The organism is Opitutia bacterium, assembly GCA_016217545.1.
GTDB lineage: Bacteria > Verrucomicrobiota > Verrucomicrobiia > Opitutales > Opitutaceae > Didemnitutus.
Window position 1 is genome coordinate 443,211 of record JACRHT010000012.1, and the last position, 18,615, is coordinate 461,825.

Consider the following 18,615-nt stretch of genomic DNA (forward strand, 5'->3'; position numbering starts at 1 on the left):
TCCTCGTTCTCCTTCCGCCACCACCATGAACGTTATCTCCGCTCCCCAAGCTCCCGCCGCCATCGGCCCCTACTCTCACGCGATCCACGCCGGCCCGTTCGTGTTCTGCTCCGGCCAGACGCCCCTCAATCCCGCCACCGGCAAACTGGTCGAAGGCGACATCGAGCCGCAGACCCATCAGGTCTTCGCCAACATCAAGGCCGTCCTCTCCGCCGCCGGCCTCACGCTGCAGGACGTCGCCAAGTCCACCGTCTACCTCAAGGACATGGCCGACTTCGCCAAGATGAACGCCATCTACGAAGCCGCCTTCGCCCCGCACAAACCCGCCCGCACCACGATCCAGGCCGGCAAGCTCCCGCTCGATTGCCGCGTCGAGATCGAGGTCATTGCCTACAAGGGATGACCCGTCGCGCACTCGCGCTCGTGGCGCTGAGCCTCGCGCTCGGCGCCACCGCCCGCGGCGGCGATGACCCGATCTGGCACGATCTCTCGGTGCGGCGAGGATCGTTCACGCTCGTCACGGAAAACGACAAATACTTCGCCGGCACGGACCGGCACTACACCAACGGCTTCAAGCTGCTCTGGCTCGGCGAGACCACGCTCGATCGTTCGCAGGAATTCCTGAAGAAGGTTTCCGAGTTCATCCCCACGCTGCGCGGCATCGAGGCCCAGCAACGCTACAAGATCGGCCTCGCGCTCGGGCAGGACATCTACACGCCCACCGACACCGAGACCGCCGCCCTCATCCCGACCGACCGGCCCTACGCGGGCTGGCTCTATGCCTCGATGATCGCGCAGGCCCAGGAAAAGGACGGCAGCATGCTGCGCGTCGTCGAACTCTCGCTCGGCGTCGTCGGCCCATCCGCGCTCGGCCAAGCGGCGCAAAACGGCTGGCACGACGTCATCCACGTCCCGCACGCCCAAGGCTGGGCCAACCAGCTCCACGACGAGCCCGGCATCATGCTCTCGTGGGAACGCCGCTACCGGAACTACACCTTCGTCGCCGACGGCCACCGGCTCTTCGACTTCATCAGCCGCGCGCGCATCACCCTCGGCAATGTCTACACGCACGTCGCCGCCGGCGCCCGCGTGCGTCTCGGCTGGAATCTCCCGCCCGATTTCGGCGCCGACCTCATCCGCCCCGCCGGCGGCAGCATGGCCAACGCCCGCGCCAAGGCCGGTTTCTCGACGCACCTCTTCCTCAGCGCCGAGGCCCGCGCCGTCGCGCGCAACATCTTCCTCGACGGCAACACCTGGCGCGACAGCCACTCCGTCGACAAGAAACCCTTCATGGGCGACTTGTCCGCCGGCCTCGTGGTGACGTGGCCGCGCTTCCAGCTCACCTACACGCAGGACATGCGCACGAAGGAATTCCGCAGCCAGCCGCGCAACGACGTCTTCGGCTCCATCGCGCTGACGTGGTTTTACTGAGCGCGGACTTCGCGCCATTGTTCCGCAATGGCGCCGCAGCCTGGGGTAGGGCGGGACCGCTGGGCCCGCCGAAACACGTTCGCGGCGCGCCCAGCGGTCGCGCCCTACCAGTGATGCCGACATCGTCGCTCCCTGCCGCCACGAATCCGCTCATGTAGGAGCCTGCTCGCAGGCGACCAAAGACACTCGCACGCGCCCGCCGTTTACGATCTCCAAAAAATCGCCTGCAAGCAGGCCCCCACAGGCGAGAAGCCCGCGCCCCCGCCCTCGCCCATCGGCCCACGTCACGGCGTGGATTTTTATTCGTCGCCTCCCTGTTTCCCGTCTTTCGTTTCCGCGTGGCGAACCCCTCTTACCGCATCGGCGTCGACGGCGGCGGCACCAAAACCGAACTTCTCCTCGTGGACTCGGCCGGCGCGATCGTCGCGCGCCACGTCGGCCCCGGCTGCAACCCCAGCCACCTCGGCGCGGACAAAGCGCGCACGGTGCTCCTCGTCGCGCTCGAATCCCTCCTCGCCGCCGCAAACGTCGCCCAAACCCAAATCGCCGCCACGCGCCTCTTCGTCGCCGGCAGCGCCGTCACCTGGCGCGAGATCGTCGCGCAGCTCCGCGGCTACGGCACCGTGACGCACGGCCCCGATTCACTGCCCGTGCTCGAACTCGCCACTGGCGGCGCGCCGGGGCTCGTGTTGCACGCCGGCACCGGCTCGTTCGTCGCCGCGCGCGCGCCCGACGGCTCGGTGCATTTCGCGGGCGGACTCGGCTGGCGCTTCGGCGATCCCGGCAGCGGCTACGAACTCGGCCGCCGCGCCATCGCCTCCGCCCTGATGGAGCTCTACGGCTGGTCGCCCGCCACCGGCCTCGGCGCCGCGCTCCAGGCGCACCTCGGTCTCGCAGACGCCGCCGCGATCAAAGGCGCGCTCTACGCCGACCCGGAGGCCAACACCAAAGTCGCCGCCTTCGCCCCGGCGGTGATCGAGCTCGCGCAAAATGGCTGCCGCCCCGCGCAAATCGCCCTCGCCAGCTCGATCGGCGAACTCGTCGCGCAAGGTCGCCTCGTCACCGAGAAGCTTTTCCCTGGCGCCAAGGACATCACCTGCGGCGTCAGCGGCGCCGTGCTCAACAACCCCGCCGCGCACTACGCGCTGCAAGCCTTCGTCGAATCGAACGCCTGGCCGGTGAAAATGCACTTCATCACCGAGCCCCCGAGCGAAGGCGTCCGCCGCCTCCTGCTCCGCGACTGATCGCCCCATGCCGCCCGCGGCTCAGTCTCCTTCCGATTCCCAACCCATCGCGGGTGAGGCCGTGTTTGGCTCCACCCAATGGAGCATCGTGATCGAGTCGCGTCGCGACTCCTCCAGCCGCCGCGAGGCGCTCGAGAAGCTCTGCCGCATCTACTGGCTCCCCGTCTACGGCTACCTGCGCCGTCGCGGCTATTCCACGCCCGACGCCGAGGATCTGACGCAAGGCTTCTTCGCCTACGTGATCGAGGGCGATTTCCTCGACCGGCCCGATCCCGAGAAGGGCCGCTTCCGCGGTTACCTGATCGGCGCGCTGAAACATTTCCTCGCCCGCCACCACGAGCGCGAGAACACCCAGAAACGCGGCGGCGGCGCCCGCGTGCTCGATTGGACCGCGCTCGACGCCGAGCGTGAGTTCGCCGTCATCGACCAGCCCCAGCTCGATCCCGGCGCCACCTACGAACGCGGTTGGGCGTTGGCGCTTTTCGCGCAGGCGTTGCGCCGGCTCGAAGCCGAGCAAGCCGCCGCCGGACACGCCGAGGAATTCGCCGCCCTGCGGCCGTTTCTCAGCAGCAGTCCGTCGCAAAACGAATACGCTGCCATCGCGGAAAAACTCGGCATCGCCCGCGCCACCGTGGCCGTGCGCATCTTCCGCCTCAACCGCCGTTACGCCGAACTCGTCCGCCTTGAGATCGCGGCCAGCGTCCGGAGTCCCAGCGACATCGAGCAGGAGATGAGGCATCTGCTGGGCATCCTCCGCGGTTGAAATCGGCATGAAATCCCCCGGGCGAAAACCGGCAATCCGTGGCTGAAGATGCCTGTGTCCGCCCAACTCTGTCCGCACTGCCACCGCTCGACCGCCACGCCGTTCGGCACCACCGGGCTCTGCCTCCTCTGCGCCGGACAACGCGCCCTTGCGCTCGACCTGGAGGAGGGCGACCCGCTCCCCGCGCCCGCCGCCTCCGGGATCTCGCACTCGCCCTTTGGCGGTGAGCTGCCGGATCGCATCGGCCCCTACGACATCATCGACGAGATCGCCCGCGGCGGCATGGGCCGCGTCTTCGCCGCCCGCCAACCGAGGCTCGACCGCGTCGTCGCGCTGAAGGTTCTCGTCGAAACTGCGGGCACGCTGGACCTCGCCCAACGTTTCCTCCGGGAGGCCCAAACCGTCGCGCGGCTGCGCCATCCTCACATCGTGACACTGCACGACTCGGGTCGCGCCGACGGATTCGCCTACTTCGCGATGGATTACCTCGAAGGCGGCGACCTCGGTCGACGCCTCCGCAATGGACCGCTCGCCCCGCGCGCCGCGGCCGCGCTCGCGCAAAAGATCGCGGCCGCCCTCGCCTACGCGCACGCGGAAGGCGTGCTCCACCGCGACATCAAGCCGTCGAACATCCTCCTCGACGGCGACGAGCCGCTCCTCGCCGACTTCGGCCTCGCCGCGCAACTCGAACCCGGCGGCGACCTCACCGCCGTCTCCACCGTGCTCGGCACGCCGCACTACCTCGCGCCCGAAGCCTTGCACGGCGGCAGCGCCGCCCTCGGCATCGCCAGCGATCTCTACGCCCTCGGCGTCGTGCTTTACGAGATGCTGGCGGGGCGCACTCCGTTTGCCGGCGCGACAGCCGCGGAGTTGCCGGCGCTGCTCGATCACAGCGAGGCGCCGCCTCTCCGCCTGCTCGCTCCCGCCACGCCGCGCGACCTCGTGGTGATCTGCCTGAAGTGTCTCGAACGCGATCCCGCGCGCCGCTACGCCGACGCGGCGGCGCTGGCGGAGGATCTGCGGCGTTTCCTCGCCGGCGAACCGATCCTCGCCCGCGCGCCGGGCGCGCTGGCGCAATTCCGGCGCTTCGCCCGCCGCCACCGCACGATGCTCGCGGTCGCAGCCGGCACCGGCGCGGCGCTGACCGTCGGCATCGTCACCAGCACCGTCCTCGCGGTGCGCGCCCGGCAAGCCGAGCGCCGCGCCTCGACCGAGGCCGCCACCGCCCGCGCGCTGCTGGAATTTTTCCAGCGCGATATCCTGCTGCAATCGAAGCCCGGCGCCCAAGCCGACCGCGACCTCAAGCTCCGCACTGCGCTCGACACCGCCGCGGCCCGCATCGGCGGGCGCTTCGCCCAGGAGCCGGCCGCCGAATCCGCCCTGCGCGCGACGCTCGGCGAAGCCCTGCTCTCGCTCGGCGAATACGCCAAGGCCGCCGAACAGTTCTCCGCCGCCGTCCGTCTCCGCCGTCAACTCGGACTCGACGCCGCCGACACCTGGCGTTTGGTCACGGCGCACGCCTCCGCGCTCGCGGCGAACGCCCAGCTCGTGGAAGCGGAGCGCCTGCTCACCCCCAATGTCGCCGCGCTGCGCCGCGCGCTCGGCGCCGACGATCTCGCCACTCTCGCCGCCGAGCAGACGCTCGCGCGCGTCTGGGTGGGCCAGGACAAGCTCGCGCAAGGCCTGCAGCTCCGCCGCAGCCTGCTGAGCCGCCGCACGCACCTGCAGGGGCCCGAGCATCCGGACACGCTCACCGCCGCGAACGAGGTGGCCACGGCGCTGCTCGACCAAGGGCAATTCCCCGAAGCGCGCGACATCCTCACCCGCACCGCCGAGGCGCGCAAACGCGTCCTCGGCCCCGAAGCGCCGGAAACGATCGAGTCGCTCAACGATCTCGCCGGCGCCAACTGGGCGCTCGGCCGCCTGCCGGAAGCCGAGGCGCGTTTCCGCGAAGTCGTGACGGTCGCGCGGCGCGTGCTCGGGCCGAATCACCCCGACACGTTGCGCACGCTCGGCAACCTCGGCCACGTGCTCAGCGCGCAGGCGCGCTGGGACGAAGCCGCCGGTGTCTTCGAGGAAGCCTACGCCCAAACCCGCGCGGTGCACGGCGAAGGCCATCAGGATGTGCTGCGGATGGGCGGCGCGCTGGCCGCGGTTTATCTTGAGGAGGGCTATTTCGACAAAGCCGAAGCCATGTGCCGCGAAATCATCGAGCCCACCGCGCGCCGCATCGGCGCAATGCATCCCGAAGTGCTCGCCTCGCGCACCCAGCTCGGCGGCATCCTGGTGGCCGCGCAGAAATACGCGGAGGCGGAGACGGAACTCCGCGCCACGCTCGCCGCGCATCGCGAGGTCGATGAGCGGCGTCCGCTTCCTTTCATCGCCGAATCGCATCTCGGCGCCGCGCTGACCGGGCTCGGCCGTTTGGCGGAGGCGGAGGAACATCTGCTCAGCGCCGATCGCGGCCTCGAGTCTCTCGCCGGGCAGCTGACGCCGCGGCAAATGGCCGTGCGTCGCCTGACCCTCGTGCGGCTGGCCACGCTCTATCGCGCGACGGGCCGCAGCGAACTCGCGGACGGCGTCGAGCGCCGCCTCAAACAGCTCGGCGCGGCGCACTGAGCGGCGCGCTCAGGGCTGGATCACGTAGACGAACTTGTTGCTGATGCGGCGGAGGTTGCCGGTCGTGAGATCGCCGTCGTCGAACGCGCGATCGATGGCGCGCAGATCCTCGTCCGACGCCGTGAAGCCATAGATCGAAATCGACGCGGTGAAGTCATTCTCGCCGTAGTCCCAATCCCACACGCCGCCGATGGGTGGCGTCGCGCTGAAGAGTTTGTCCGGCACGTAACCGCGCAACTCGGGATGCAACGCGCCGATGCCGTTGGGCGGAAAGTCGCCATGCTCGAGCGCGTAGCGTTCCGCGCCGTCGCGGATCTGGCGCGCGTCGTTGAAATAGCTCCTGCCCATCGCGGCGCGCCGCACGCGCTGCAACGCCGGCAGCGCGATCGCCGCGAGCAGACCGATGATCACGACGACGACCATCAACTCGACGAGCGTGAAGGCGCGCGCGGCGCGTGGAAGGCGGAGTGAAAAGACGTGGCGCACGGCTAGGGTGTTGGCGGTTTCCCTGTAGCCGGGCTCGCTGAGCCCGGTCGGCGCGGTGGCGCGGGGAGAGCGACCGCACCGGGGTCAGCGACCCCGGCTACAGGATTTCGCCGCGACTGGCGGCTACTGGGTTCATGCTGGCTCGGCGCCCGCAGACCGCCGCCACAGGTCACGTTGCGTTCGCAACAACTCACGGCATACGGCCGACGGCGATTTCCCACTGGGGAACGCGCTTGAGGCGGCTCGTGAGGCCCTGGAGCCAGCCGTTGGGTTGCGTCTGGTAATTCGAGGTGGGAAGGCTCCACGTCGTGGCGACGATCTCGAGCGTCGTGCGATCCACGAGCACGCCGATCGTCGCGGTGCCGACGCCGGCGAGGAAGGTTGGAGTGCCGTTGACGTTCACGAGGCGCGAGTCGGCGGTGTGGATGTTCTCGGTGCTGTCGATGATCTCGACTTCGTAGTAGGTCGCGTTGGCGAGCGTGGGGTCGGAGGCGGCGAGGTTCGTCGGATAGTTCTTCGCGCTGGCCCAGTTCACGGCGGAGATGATCATCGCGTGGTCGTTCTGGTCGGAGCCGGGCTTCCACCAGAAGAGGAGATCGCCGGCCTGCCACTGGTCGAGGCGCGTGAGGCGCGCGGCGAAGCCTCTGCCCTGCTTGAGGAGCGCGATGTATTGGTAGGGCGTGGGGCTGGCGACGGCTTGCGTCGTGAGCGTGAGAGGGTCGAGGAAGGAGTAGTTCTTCCAATTCCAACCGTAGCACTGCTGGAGCAGACGCGAAACGAGCGGGGAACACTTGGTGAGGTTGCCGGGCCAGTGACCGTGCGCGAGGTCGGCGAAACGGATGTAGGATTGCTCGGCGCTGGTCCAGTTGCCGCCGTAGCGGTTGAGCGGGCGGCCGATTTCGTCGTTGAACACGCCGGCGTCCTGCGCGGCGGTGATCTCGTCCACGAGCTGGACGGCCTTCGTGTAGTGCAACGGCTGCGCGAGCGCGGTGGTGGCGGCGAAAGCGAGCGTGGCGGTGGCGAGGAGGTGGCGGAGGTCCATGAGTGGAGGTGGAGCGCGTTGACCTCAACGCGCTCGGGGATTCGATCTGCGGCGGGAGTTCAGGAACGCGTTGAGGTCAACGCGTTCCACCGTCGCGTCGTTAGTTAGGTTGTTCGAGCGCGCCGAGGTCGGGCGCGGCGCCTTGCGTGGTGCGCGGCTGGCCGTCGGCTTCGGGGAGGTATTCGAACTCGACTGGCAACGCGCCGGCGGGGAGCGGTTGCGCGGCGTCGAGGAGCGGCGAGCCGGCGGCGGGGTGAAGGTCGCCGGTGGCGAGATTCACGAAGCCGGGGTTGGCGCCCTTGAGGACGAGCGCGGTGCCGCCCACGGCGTTGCCGCCGACGGTGACGTTGCTCGTCGTCCAGTTGCGGCCGAGCGCGATGGCGCGGCCGGAGTTGATGAGATCGAACGGACCGGCGCCGGACTTCACGCGATGGACGACGTTGTTGTTCGCGACGACTTGCGCGGCGGCGAGCGTGAGGTTGAACAGCGACGTGGACCAGCGCTGCGAATCCATGACCACGGTGTTGTGGTGGAAGTGCAGCGTGCCCGCGCGGAAGTTGGCGGCGTTGCTCCAGTCGCCGCCGTAGCGGATGAGCGTGCTGCCGTCGGTGCCGTAGTCGCCGCCGCCGTTGCGCAGGATGTTGCCGTAAACGTGCGTGGTGGCGAATGACGGATCGGCGACGATCAACGCGGGCGCGCTGACGGGCTCGATGAACGAGAGGAGATTCGCGCCGCCCTCGATGCGGTTATAGCGGACAACGACGCCGGCGGAGCGGTCGAGGACGTTGGGCGTGTTGCTGCCGTTGAGGCCGCGGTCGAGACGCGAGAACTGCACGGTGAGGCCGATGGCTTCCGTGAGGAGATTGGAGCCGTTGTAGCTGCCGCCCTTGCCGGCGTGGTAGAGCCAGCAGCGGTCGACGATGACGTCGCGCGTGAGCGTGGCTTCGGACGAGCCGGACGCGGCGACGATGCCGTTGGGCGTGTCGTGGATCTCGCAATCGCGGATCGTCACGTGCTCGGCGCCGTAGAGGAAGATCGCGCCGGCGCTCGAGTAGTAGGTGGCGGTGGAGCCGTCGGGCTTCACGTAGCTCGGCATCGGGTTTTGCGCGCCGCTCATCGTGAGTTCGAGGTTCGAGATCACGAGGTAGCCGGGCTTGTAGGCGGACGGCTGCGCGGCGTTGCGCGCGACGGCGATGAGCGAGCGCTCCATCACGTCGCCGAACCACGGCGCGTAGCCGATGTTGGCGGCAGCGGTCGCGCCGGTGCCGTCGATCACGGGGAGTTGGCCGTTCGGGCCGGCGACGCCCTCGATCTTGATCGGTTTTTCGGCGGTGCCGCGCGCGGAGAGGAGGAGCTTTTCCTTGTAGGCTTCGGCGCGCCAGTGGATGCGCACGGTGTTGCCGGCGGCGAGCGTGGACCAGGGAACCTGCGCGAGGCTGGTGAACTGCTGGCCCGGGCCGACGTGGTAGACGATCTCGTCGTCGTCGATCGTGATGGTGGCGGTGGAGCCGGCGCCGAGCGTCGCGCCGCCGGCGGGCGAATCGAGCGTGAGCTGGAAGCTCTTGGTCGGTTCCTCCTGATCGTCGTCCTTGATCGGGATGTCGATGGTCTGCGCCTGGCTTTCTCCCGCAGCCCAGTGGAGGGTGCCGTAGGTGTATTGGTAGTCGGTCGTCGAGTTGGCGGAGCCGGCGAGCGTGTAGTAGTTCACGCTCACGGCGCCGTCGGTGCCGCCGACGCGATTGACGGTCAGAGTGGCGACGCCGGCGCCTTCGGTGACGGAGAGCGCGGTCGAGGCGAAGGAGAACGAGCCGGGGTTGGCGGGATTGGCGGGCGGGACCACGACGACGCCACCGTTGTTGTTGTTGCCGCTGCCCGAGTTGTTGTTGCCGCCGCCCGAGTTGTTGTTGCCGCCGCCGTTGGGAGGAGGCGTGCCGCCGTCGTCGTCGGTGAGGGTGACGGTCGACTCGACGAGCGCGCCGAGGACGCCGCCGTTGCCGGGCGATTGGAGCGCGACCTTGAAGTAGCGCGAGGCTTGCGGCGTGGCGTTGTCGTAAACCGGGATCGAGATGATCTTGTCGGTCTCGCCGTCGGCGAACGTGACGGTGCCGCCGCCGGCCTGGTAGTCGGTGCCGCCCACGGCGGAGTAAGCGAGCGTGTAGTAACTGACGCTCACGACGCCGATGCTGCTGACCGTGCGCGAGACGTGGAGCTGCGCGGTGCCGGCGGCTTCGCTGACGGTGTAGTCGGCCGCGGCGAACTGGAGCGTGCCTTCGCCCGGCGTGAGCGGGACAACAGGCGTGCCGCCGCCGTTGTTGTTATTGTTGCCGCCGCCGAAGTCAGTGCCGCCGGGCGTCTCGTCGTCGCCGATGGTGAGCGTGGCGAGCGCGGGCGCGCCGATGGCGCCGGCTATGGATGGCGCGGTGAGCGTGACGGCGATGTTGCGCGCGCCGTTCGGCACGGCGTTGTCGATGATCGGAATGTCGATCGTCTTCGCGGCGCTCTCGTTCTCGGTCCAGACGAGATCGCCGCTGACGGACGTATAATCCGTGCCGGCGACGGCGGTGCCGCCGGTGATCGAGTAATGCACGGTGAGCGCCGTCTGGAACCCGCCGGTGCGCGTGACCGTGAGCGTGCCGTGGCCGGACGCGGCGTTTTCGGCGACGTTGAAATTGGTCGCGGAGAACTGGACGTGGCCGGCCTGCGGGGCGGTTTCGTTGATCGAAACGGTCGCGGACTCGCTCGCGGCGTCGACTTGATAGCCGGCGCCGGCGGCGAGTTTCACGACGAGGGCTTCGTTGCCTTCGGCGAGGCCGTCGGCGACCGGGGTGACGTTGAACGACGTGCTGGCGCTGCCGGACGGGATCGTGATTTGCGACGGCAGGCCCGCGACGTCGGCGAAGGTCGCAGCGGACGTGGTGGCGTCGAGTGCGAGCGAGACGGTCAGCGGCTGGCTCACATCGCCGGAGCGCGAGACGGTGAAGGACACCGGCGCACCGGACGACTCTTGCACGAAGCTCGCGGCAGCTTGAAGCGCAACGGACGGGAGTGCGGCAACGCCCAGCGTGAGCACGCCGCCGCCGTCGGCGTGGAGCGTGGCGGCGGCATCGGCCGTGAGGGTCACGCTCGTGCCGTCCGCGGTGGCGAGTTGCGCGACCGCGTAGCCGGCGAAGGGCGTGAGGCCGGTGATGTAGTGCTGCGTGACGGCGGCGGGCGCGACGTAGGTGAGCGTGGCCACGGTGTCGGTGAGGTTCTTCTTGAACAGGATCGCGCTGGGGCCTACGACGGCGCCTTCGTAGGCGGCGCCGGCGGTGCTCTGGATCAGTTGCGTGGCGTCGGGCGTGGCGACGCCGGCATCGGTGCCTTGCAGCACGTGGAGGAAGCGGGCTTCCTGCGGCGCGCCCGGAGCCTCGGTGAACAGGCGGGCTTTCTCCTTATCCTCGGTGTCGGCGGGTTCGCCGCTTTCCTGATCGGTGATTTGCGGCGTGGCGTTGAGCGGAAGGAGCGCGCTGACGAAGAGCTCGGCCTTGGGCGTGCTGCCGTCGCGGGCGGTGGCGTGCACGAGGTTGCCGGCGACGGTGATGTTGCCGCCGTATTTCGCGGTGTTCTCGGGGAGGTTCAGGAAAAACCGTTTGTAGTAACCGGCGGACTTCGAGCGGGCGCGGTCGTAGACGACGACGTGGTTGGGTTTCAGCCACACGATCGAGCGCGAGGCGTGCGTGATCTCTTGGAGATTCGTGTAGTGGTAATGGTTGTAGAGCTCCGTGGCGTCGGCGGTGAAATACGCGAACTCGCCGCGCAGGCTGCGCGCGGTGATCGCGGGATCGCCGTGCGGGCTGTAGAACCACTGGCTGCCGTGTTCGGCGGCGACGACTTCGTTCGTGGGGTTCTGCGTCTGCGGATCGGGCACGCCGTTCTCGAGGCTGAGGGCGTTGCGGTAATCGGAGCTGCCCTGCAGGCCGCCGTAGCCGGTCATCGCCTTGGTGAGCCAGAGTCCGTTTTTCCACAGGCCGAAGGAGAGCGAGTCGCCGCGCTGATGGTTGATCTGGTTCCAATCATTGCGGAAGTGGAACATCGTGTCGGCGGCGGTCTGGCCGGTGCGGCCGAGGTAGGTGCCCATCTCTTTGCCGGCGACCGTGTGCGCGGCGAAGAAGTCGAGCGGCTGCATCGCGGGGCGCGGATCGGTGGCCGCGGGCGTGTCCGGCGACGGATCGAAGAGCAGGAAATAGTAGATGGAGTCGCGGAGGCGTTTCTCGGAGCGCGTCTCGGCGATGCGCGTGGCGAGGGCATTGGGTCCGCCCTTGGCGAGGTTCTTCTGGATGAAGCGGACGGCCTGGACGGTGGGCGACGCGGTGCCGTTGATGCGCGCGTCGGTGAGCGCGAGCGGGGCGAGGAACTTGATGAACTGGTCGTTGACGATCGTGAGCGAGCTCTCGAGGTCGCCATACATCGGCGGCTGGAAGACGGCGCCGAGGTAGTTGTAGGGACCGTTCGGCGTGCGCGGCGCGGGCGTGAGCATCGAGAGATAAGCGGAGACCGCGCGCGACCAGTGCGGGTGGTTTTTCAAAGACACCTGCGGGCCCCACACGGCGGGATCGTCCTGGCCGGCGGTGTGCAGCGCGCTCATGAAGACGCCGACCGGGCCGAGGCCGTTCGAGGCGTATTCGATGCCTTCCACGGAGAGACCGCCGGCGCCGTCGTGGCGATAGGCGTAGTCGGTGAGGTAGAGCCAGACGCCGGTGGCGTCGCGCAACGCGCCGTAGTTGACGGGCGTCCAGGAATTGTCGGCGGGGGAGACGATCTGCGAAGTGATCGAGCCGGCCGGGGCGGTGTCGGCGACGCCGGCGTTGGCGGCGGCGGGGACGTCGTCCTGCGGGTCGAGCGCGAGGCCGTAGAGGCCCATTTGGCGAAGGTGGTTGCCCCAGTGGTTGTTCAGCGCGAGGCGGATCTCGTTGTGGCGTTCGGCTTGTTCGGGCTCGTTGAGGCGGAGCAGTTCGGGCGAGTTGGCGGGCAGGTGCTGGCCGTTCACGCGATACGGAGCGAAGTAGTAATGGGCGTTGGCCTGCTCGGTCCACTCGAGGAAGGCTTTGCGGATCTTCGCCTTCTCGGTCGCGGTGAGGTGTTCGTAGATGAGGTCGACGGTGATGGGGAAGGCTTCCTGCGAGAAGCTGCGGTCGTTGGTGGCGAAGCCGGATTGGCGGAAGGGCGATGCGTTGGACGGATCGGTGCCGAGCGCGGCCTGGTCGATCACGTGGAAGAGGCAGGCCTTCGCCATCGTGAGGTATTCGTCGCGCGTGGTCTGGTGCTCGGGTTTGCCGTCGTCGTAGAGGCGCGCCATGAGCGCGAAGATCATCGCGTATTGCTCGGAGAAGAGGCGGACGTTGCCGCTGTCCTGGCCGACATCGTCCTCGGGCGCGGCGGGGAGGTTGTCGTTGTTCTCCCACGCCGACCAATCGTTGTCGTTCTCGGTGTGGACGGTGCCGTTGGCCTCGGTGAGCGAGGTGCGCACCCAGCGCATCTCGCCGCCTTTGCTGTGGTCGTTCTTGTCGTAGTAGACGAAGCGGTAGGCGGAAGTGCTGCTCCGCTGGTAGGCGTCGACGGCGGGTTTGACGATGTTGTTCAGGAAAGCGGCCCAGACGGGATTCTGGACCGGGTCCATGCGGGTGCGGAGCGCGGGCAGGTCCTCGGCGCGGAAGAGGATGCGCGGATGCGTGGTGACGGGCGCGGCGCTGGCGGCGGCGCAAAAGCTGGCCAGGGCGGCCAGCGCGAGGCACAGCCGAAGCCAGAGGGGGCGGAAGTTCGTAGGCATGGTGCTCTCAATTTGCGGATTTCCGGCGCGGAATTTCCGGCACGGCGCTTCTTTTCCCGGGCCGAACGGCTAGGTTCCGGTAATTCCGGCTGCTTCGCCCGCCTGTTCTCCTCGGTTGCCTCGCCCACCCGGGCGCGGGGCCCGCGTGAGCGGAGTGGTGGCCGCACCGCGGGCTCGCGCCGGGCGGGCGCGGACGCATGCTCGCGCGCATGTGGTGGATCTACGCTCTCCTTTCCGCGGTGTTCGCCGCGCTCACCGCCATCCTCGCCAAGATCGGCATCCGCGGCGTCGACTCCAACGTCGCGACCGCCGTGCGCACGGTTGTCGTGCTCGTCTTCGCGTGGGGACTTGTCGCGCTGCAGGGCAATCTCGGCGCGGTCACGTTGCTCTCGCGACACACACTGATGTTCCTCGCGCTCTCGGGCGTGGCGACGGGCGTGTCGTGGCTGTTCTATTTCAAGGCGCTGCAACTCGGCACCGCCTCGCTCGTGAGCGCGGTCGACAAGTCGAGTCTCGCGCTGACGCTCGTGCTCGCGGCGGTGTTCCTCGGCGAAACGCTCACGCTGCGCACGGCGCTCGGTTGCGGGTTGATTCTCGCCGGCACCGCGCTTGTCGTGTGGCCGAAGTGAACACGCTCTCGCCCGCACCGCTGCAACTCGCCGAGTCCGACTGGCTCGAGCGCCGGCGCGCGCATGAGGCGCGCGTGCGCGTCTGGACCGATCCGCATCAGGCGCGGCAGGCGCGCGGCGAGAAGCATCCGGTCGAAGATTTCCTCTGGGAATACTATGCTTACCGCCCGAGCTGGCTGCGCCGCTGGCATCCGGGACCGGATGTCGTGCTGCTCGGCGACGCCGCGCGCGAGTATCTGCGCTGGCCGGAATACGTCGAGGCCGACGGCGGCGTGCGCGTGAACTGCAGCGCGTTCGACCCGAAGCGCCGCGAGTCGCTCGCGTGGCTGCTCGGGCTGCTGCGCGCGACCGCGGAGCGCCCGCCGGCGTTTGCCTGCTTCGGCCTGCACGAGTGGGCGATGGTTTACCGGCTCGCGCCGGAGGAAATCCGCCACGCGCAGCTGCCGCTGCGTTTTCCGCCGGAGGAAGTCGCGCGCATCACCGAGTCGCTGCCGATCCGCTGCTCGCATTTCGACGCGTTCCGCTTTTTCACGCCGGCCGCGCGGCCGCTGAACCGCCTGCAGCCCGAGCGCGCGACCACGACGCAGCTCGAGCAGCGCGGCTGCCTGCACGCCAACATGGATCTCTACAAGTGGGCGTTCAAACTCGCGCCGTTCACGCCGAGCGAGCTGATGGCCGACTGCTTCGCGCTGGCGCGCGAGATCCGCGAGGTCGACATGCGCGCGAGTCCCTACGATTGCCGCGCGCTCGGCCTCGCGCCAATCGCGATCGAGACGCCCGAGGGTCGCGCCGACTACGAGCGCCTCCAGCGCGGCTTCGCCGAGCGCAGCCAGCCGCTGCGCGCGCGCTTGATCGCGCTGTGCGAGCGGTTGCTGGGCAATTGAGGTTCCGGCGGCGCGCCCGGGGCGATTCGATCGCCGCGGGCGCCGGGCTGCGGGTTTAGAACGCGAACGTATTGGTGATCGTCCACTGCTGCGGCTGCGGGATGCGGAACGAAGCGGTGGTGCCGTTCGGTTGCGCGGTGACGGCGATGAGGTCGTCGGTGCCGAGGATGTCGCGCACATTGAGCTGCACGGTCCAGCGGACTTTGTCGCGCGCGAGGCGGCGGGTGTATTTCAGCCAGAGGTCCACGTCGAGTTCGTCGCTGCCGTAGTAGGGCTGGTTGACGTCGGAGACCCATTGGCCGGCGGCGTTTTTCTTCACGCCGTAACCGATGGCGACGCGGTCCTGCCAGCGCGTGGCGCCGCCGATGGAGAAGCCCTTGAGCGGGCCGCGCGTGAACTCGTAGTTGCTGACGAAGTTGAAGCGCCACTTGCGCAGCTCTTGCACCGACGCGTTGTTGGCGGCGAGCGCGTTCAGGTAGGGCACATACATGTTGTTGATCGCCATCACGCCGAGGCGCGAGCCGGTGACGCTGTTGAAATACGGGATGTCCTCGAAGCCGTTCTGGTCGCGAATGCTGCCGGCGATGACGCCGTCGCCGTCGGTCCAGAGCGGGAGGTTGCGGGTGATGAATTCCTCGAAGTCCTTGCCGTAATTCGTGCGCACGGCCTCCTGGCGGACGGCGTTGAAGGTCATGCGCCAGTTCGGGAGCGGGTTGTAGGTGACTTCGAGTTCGGTGCCGCGCGATTCGGTGTCGGCGATGTTGCCGACATTGGGCGGGCGCGTGGCGGACCAGGTGCCGCTGGCGTTTTGGGTGAAGGCCCAGGTCTGCGCGAGCAACGGGTCGACGGGGCGCAGCCACTCGGCGACGGTGCGGCGGGCGAACCACGCGTCGCGCGCGGTGCGTTCGGCGGTGGTGAGGCCGGGATTGGCGCTCGTGCCGCTCGTCAGGCCGGAGCGGAGCGGCAGGTAATCGGCGTCGCCGGGCTTGAAGCCGAACCAGCGGTTGATGAGCACCTCGGAGGTGTTGGTGCCGCGAAGGCCGTTCATGGCGCGGACGACGTCGTTGCCGGGCCAGAAGGTGTTGTAGAACGTGCTGACGTCGTTCGCTTGGAGCGTCTCGTAGCGGATGGCGCGGAGGACGAGTTTGTTGTCGGCGAACGAGAGCGTGATGCCGTAGTCGCGCGTCGAACCGCGCGGCGGCGAGAACGGCCGGCCATAGACGTCGGCGACGGTGGAGGACGGACGGAAGTTTTCCGAGCGGTTGTAGGAGAGGCTGACGTCCATGCCGCGCGGCAGGCGGCGCTTGATGAAGTCAGGCGTGTGGCCGACGACGCTCCAGCTGACGGTCGAGTCCTTGGCGTGGATGGTGGCTTGTTGCGGATAAACCCAGGACGCGGCGAACGGGTCGACCTGGCCGGTGGGGCTGACGGTCGGCGGCGTGCCGGCGTCGAAGAGATCGTATTCGTCCTGGCGCCAGCCGACGAGGCCGACGAGTTTGCGGTTCAGGAGGTAGCTCTGCCAGATCGCGGAGTAGCTCTCGGTGCGGTTGAAGGAGCGCGAGGCGTTGGAGTAGAGTTTGTCGAGATCGCGCTCGGGCGTGATCACCGAGACGGGCGCGTAGACCCATTTGTCGATGCGGTTGTCGAAGAGCAACGCGGTGCCGGTGGCCGCCGGCTCGTGCAGTGCGGTGAGGCCCTGGATGTTGGCGCCGGAGGCGGAGGTGCGGTTGGCGATCGAGCCGCCGAGGTAGTGGAGGGCGACGTAACCCGGATAGGACTGCGCGGTGGAGCTGTCGGCGTAGACGTTCTGGTCGAGCGTGTAGGCGTAGCCCTGGTAGGTGCGCGAGAGGCGCTCGCTCTCCTGTTTGCTGTAGACGCCGGTGAAGACGTGGCGGCCGAGGTGGCGCAGCCAGGAGGTTTTCTTCGTGAAGTCGGCGGTGCCGTAAGCGGTGGCGCGCCAGGCTTCGCGGTCGGTGTCGACCATGTAGTTGCCGATGGAGTCGGAGGCGAAATACGGGCGGCCGAAGTTCGGGTTGGGCGAGCCGTCGACGAGCTTGGACTGCATGTCGACGTGGATTATGGCGGCGTCGAAACCGATGAGGCTGCGATTGCGGCGCGAGTGCTCCTGCTTGTCGTAGGCGAGTTCGAGGCCGACGGCGTCATTGAGGAACGTCTGGCGGACGACGGCGTTGAGGGCGTTGAAGTCGGTGCTCTCGGATTTGTTCGGACCGTCGAGGAGCTGGTCGTAGAAGTTGAAGATCGACGGGTCGCTGATTTCCTGCGCGCGCCAGAGTCCGGCGTAGGCTTCGCCGGCGGGCGCGTAGAGTTTGTTGAGGAAGAAATTCGGGTTGTTGCCGGCGGAGGTGTAATTGTAGACGCCATACCACTGGGTGTAGGTGGGCGTGCCGCCGCGGCTCATCATGTAAGCGGGGACGCCGTTGCCGCCCTGCGCGTTGGAGGCGGGATCGGTGAACACGGCGCCGACCTGGCCGAACCAGCGGCCGGCGGAGCCGAGGTGCGCGGCGAGCGTGGGATTGTTCGTGACCGCGCTGGTGTTGGTGGGATCGAGCGCGACCTTGTTGAGCACATCGAACCAGACGGTGAGACCGTCGGCGGGCGGGTTGAGGCGCGGGCGGTTGGCGCGGATATTGCCGTCCTCGTAGCTGACCTGGATCTGCGTGGTGCCGTTCTTCACGAGGCGCGGCTCCCAGCGAACGGCGGCGTAGAGGCGGCGGTCGTCCTCGAAGGCGGGTTCCTGGCGGAATTTTTCCTCGTCGTTCAGGCCGATGATGCGGATGCCGAGGCGGTCCTTCTCGACGACTTGGTTCACGTCGATCACTTCGCGGTGCGACTCGTAGCGACTCACGCTCTGGGTGAATGTGACGCCGTTTTTCCGCAGGTTCGGCATCTTGAGCTGGTTGTTGATGATGCCGGCGGGGCTGCCGAGGCCGAAGAGGATGGCGTTCGCGCCGCGCGAGATGTCGATGCGCTCGGTGTTGTAGGAATCGAGGCCGATGTCGGTGGAGAAGAAGTCGCGCGTGAGGTCGGCGCCGCTGAGGCCGCGAACGCGCGTCATCGAGTTCGGGCTGGCGAGACCGTCTTCGGCGTTGGAGAAACCCTGGCCGGTGGAAAGACCGGAGTAGTTGCCGCCCAGGCCGGCGGCCTCGGTGCCGGTGGTGTAGACGAGGACGTCCTTCGCGTTGGTCGACGCGGTGTCGGCGAGGAACTGCGCATTGACCACCGAGATCGCGGCGCCGACGTCGCGCAGTTCGGTGCGCAGGCGCGTGCCGGCGAGCGTCGACGTGGCTTGGTAGCCGCGATCGGCTTCGCCCGCGACGACGAACGGCGCGAGTTGCACGACCTCCTCGTCGTTTTCCTTTTCGTCGGCGGTATTCGCGGACTCGCTCGCGCGCGGGAGCTCGATTTTCTTCGGCTCCGGTTTGGTCGACGGAGATGCTGGGGCTACCGTCTGGGCGGCCGCGCTGAGGGTCAGTCCGAGGAGACCGGCAACGGCGGCAAGCCACCAGGCGGATGACGAGGGCGTGCGAGGGGTGATCATGATTTGGGGAAGGGTTGCCGTGGCACCGGACACGGAGGCGACCGGGAGGCGACGGAGCGGGGTGACAGCGAAACCGGGGTGAGCGCCGCGAAGGTAGCGCCCCGGCGGCTCCGTGGAAATGAGTTCGGTTGGCCCCGCGACTTAGAATCTTT

Annotated in this window: 11 protein-coding genes; 7 read left to right on the plus strand and 4 right to left on the minus strand. The window is 68.3% G+C overall.

The annotated features are described in order from the left end of the window. Window positions 1-25: 25 nt before the first annotated feature. The 5 genes from HZA32_08855 to HZA32_08875 all read left to right on the plus strand — a co-directional run bounded on the left by HZA32_08855 (window position 26) and on the right by HZA32_08875 (window position 6,057). On the plus strand, window positions 26-403 hold the full coding sequence (locus tag HZA32_08855; GenBank protein MBI5424186.1) for a RidA family protein: 378 nt from the start codon (window positions 26-28) through the stop codon (window positions 401-403). Next, window positions 400-1,431, plus strand: coding sequence for a lipid A deacylase LpxR family protein (locus HZA32_08860; GenBank protein MBI5424187.1), 1,032 nt, complete (start codon window positions 400-402; stop codon window positions 1,429-1,431). The genes HZA32_08855 and HZA32_08860 overlap by 4 nt, the downstream gene beginning before the upstream one ends. 338 nt (window positions 1,432-1,769) lie before the next feature. Further along, complete coding sequence (locus HZA32_08865; GenBank protein ID MBI5424188.1) at window positions 1,770-2,675, plus strand: ATPase; 906 nt, start codon at window positions 1,770-1,772, stop codon at window positions 2,673-2,675. Window positions 2,676-2,682: 7 nt separating this feature from the next. Beyond that, a complete protein-coding gene (locus HZA32_08870; protein ID MBI5424189.1) occupies window positions 2,683-3,438 on the plus strand; it encodes a sigma-70 family RNA polymerase sigma factor in 756 nt (251 codons plus the stop codon). Between the two features lie 48 nt (window positions 3,439-3,486). Further along, the gene (locus HZA32_08875) at window positions 3,487-6,057 is read left to right on the plus strand and encodes a serine/threonine protein kinase (protein MBI5424190.1); all 2,571 of its coding nucleotides are present in this window, start codon (window positions 3,487-3,489) and stop codon (window positions 6,055-6,057) included. Window positions 6,058-6,066: 9 nt separating this feature from the next. Here the strand turns inward: HZA32_08875 and HZA32_08880 are convergent, their stop codons facing one another. The 3 genes from HZA32_08880 to HZA32_08890 form a co-directional block, all read right to left on the minus strand. Continuing rightward, a complete protein-coding gene (locus HZA32_08880) occupies window positions 6,067-6,543 on the minus strand; it encodes a type II secretion system protein (protein ID MBI5424191.1) in 477 nt (158 codons plus the stop codon). A 190-nt stretch (window positions 6,544-6,733) separates the two neighbouring features. Then, window positions 6,734-7,585 carry a hypothetical protein gene (locus HZA32_08885; GenBank protein MBI5424192.1) on the minus strand — a complete coding sequence of 284 codons (852 nt, stop codon included), beginning with the start codon at window positions 7,583-7,585 and terminating at the stop codon, window positions 6,734-6,736. A gap of 100 nt (window positions 7,586-7,685) precedes the next feature. Continuing rightward, window positions 7,686-13,391, minus strand: a complete 5,706-nt coding sequence (locus HZA32_08890) for a hypothetical protein (GenBank protein ID MBI5424193.1) — start codon at window positions 13,389-13,391, stop codon at window positions 7,686-7,688. Window positions 13,392-13,600: 209 nt separating this feature from the next. Between HZA32_08890 and HZA32_08895 the strand changes: the two genes are divergently transcribed. Together HZA32_08895 and HZA32_08900 are read left to right on the plus strand one after the other, a co-directional pair. Continuing rightward, window positions 13,601-14,020, plus strand: coding sequence for an EamA family transporter (locus HZA32_08895; GenBank protein ID MBI5424194.1), 420 nt, complete (start codon window positions 13,601-13,603; stop codon window positions 14,018-14,020). Then, complete coding sequence (locus tag HZA32_08900) at window positions 14,017-14,904, plus strand: 3-methyladenine DNA glycosylase (protein MBI5424195.1); 888 nt, start codon at window positions 14,017-14,019, stop codon at window positions 14,902-14,904. The genes HZA32_08895 and HZA32_08900 overlap by 4 nt, the downstream gene beginning before the upstream one ends. Before the next feature lie 55 nt (window positions 14,905-14,959). Here the strand turns inward: HZA32_08900 and HZA32_08905 are convergent, their stop codons facing one another. Next, a complete protein-coding gene (locus HZA32_08905) occupies window positions 14,960-18,463 on the minus strand; it encodes a TonB-dependent receptor plug domain-containing protein (protein MBI5424196.1) in 3,504 nt (1,167 codons plus the stop codon). Window positions 18,464-18,615 lie beyond the last annotated feature (152 nt).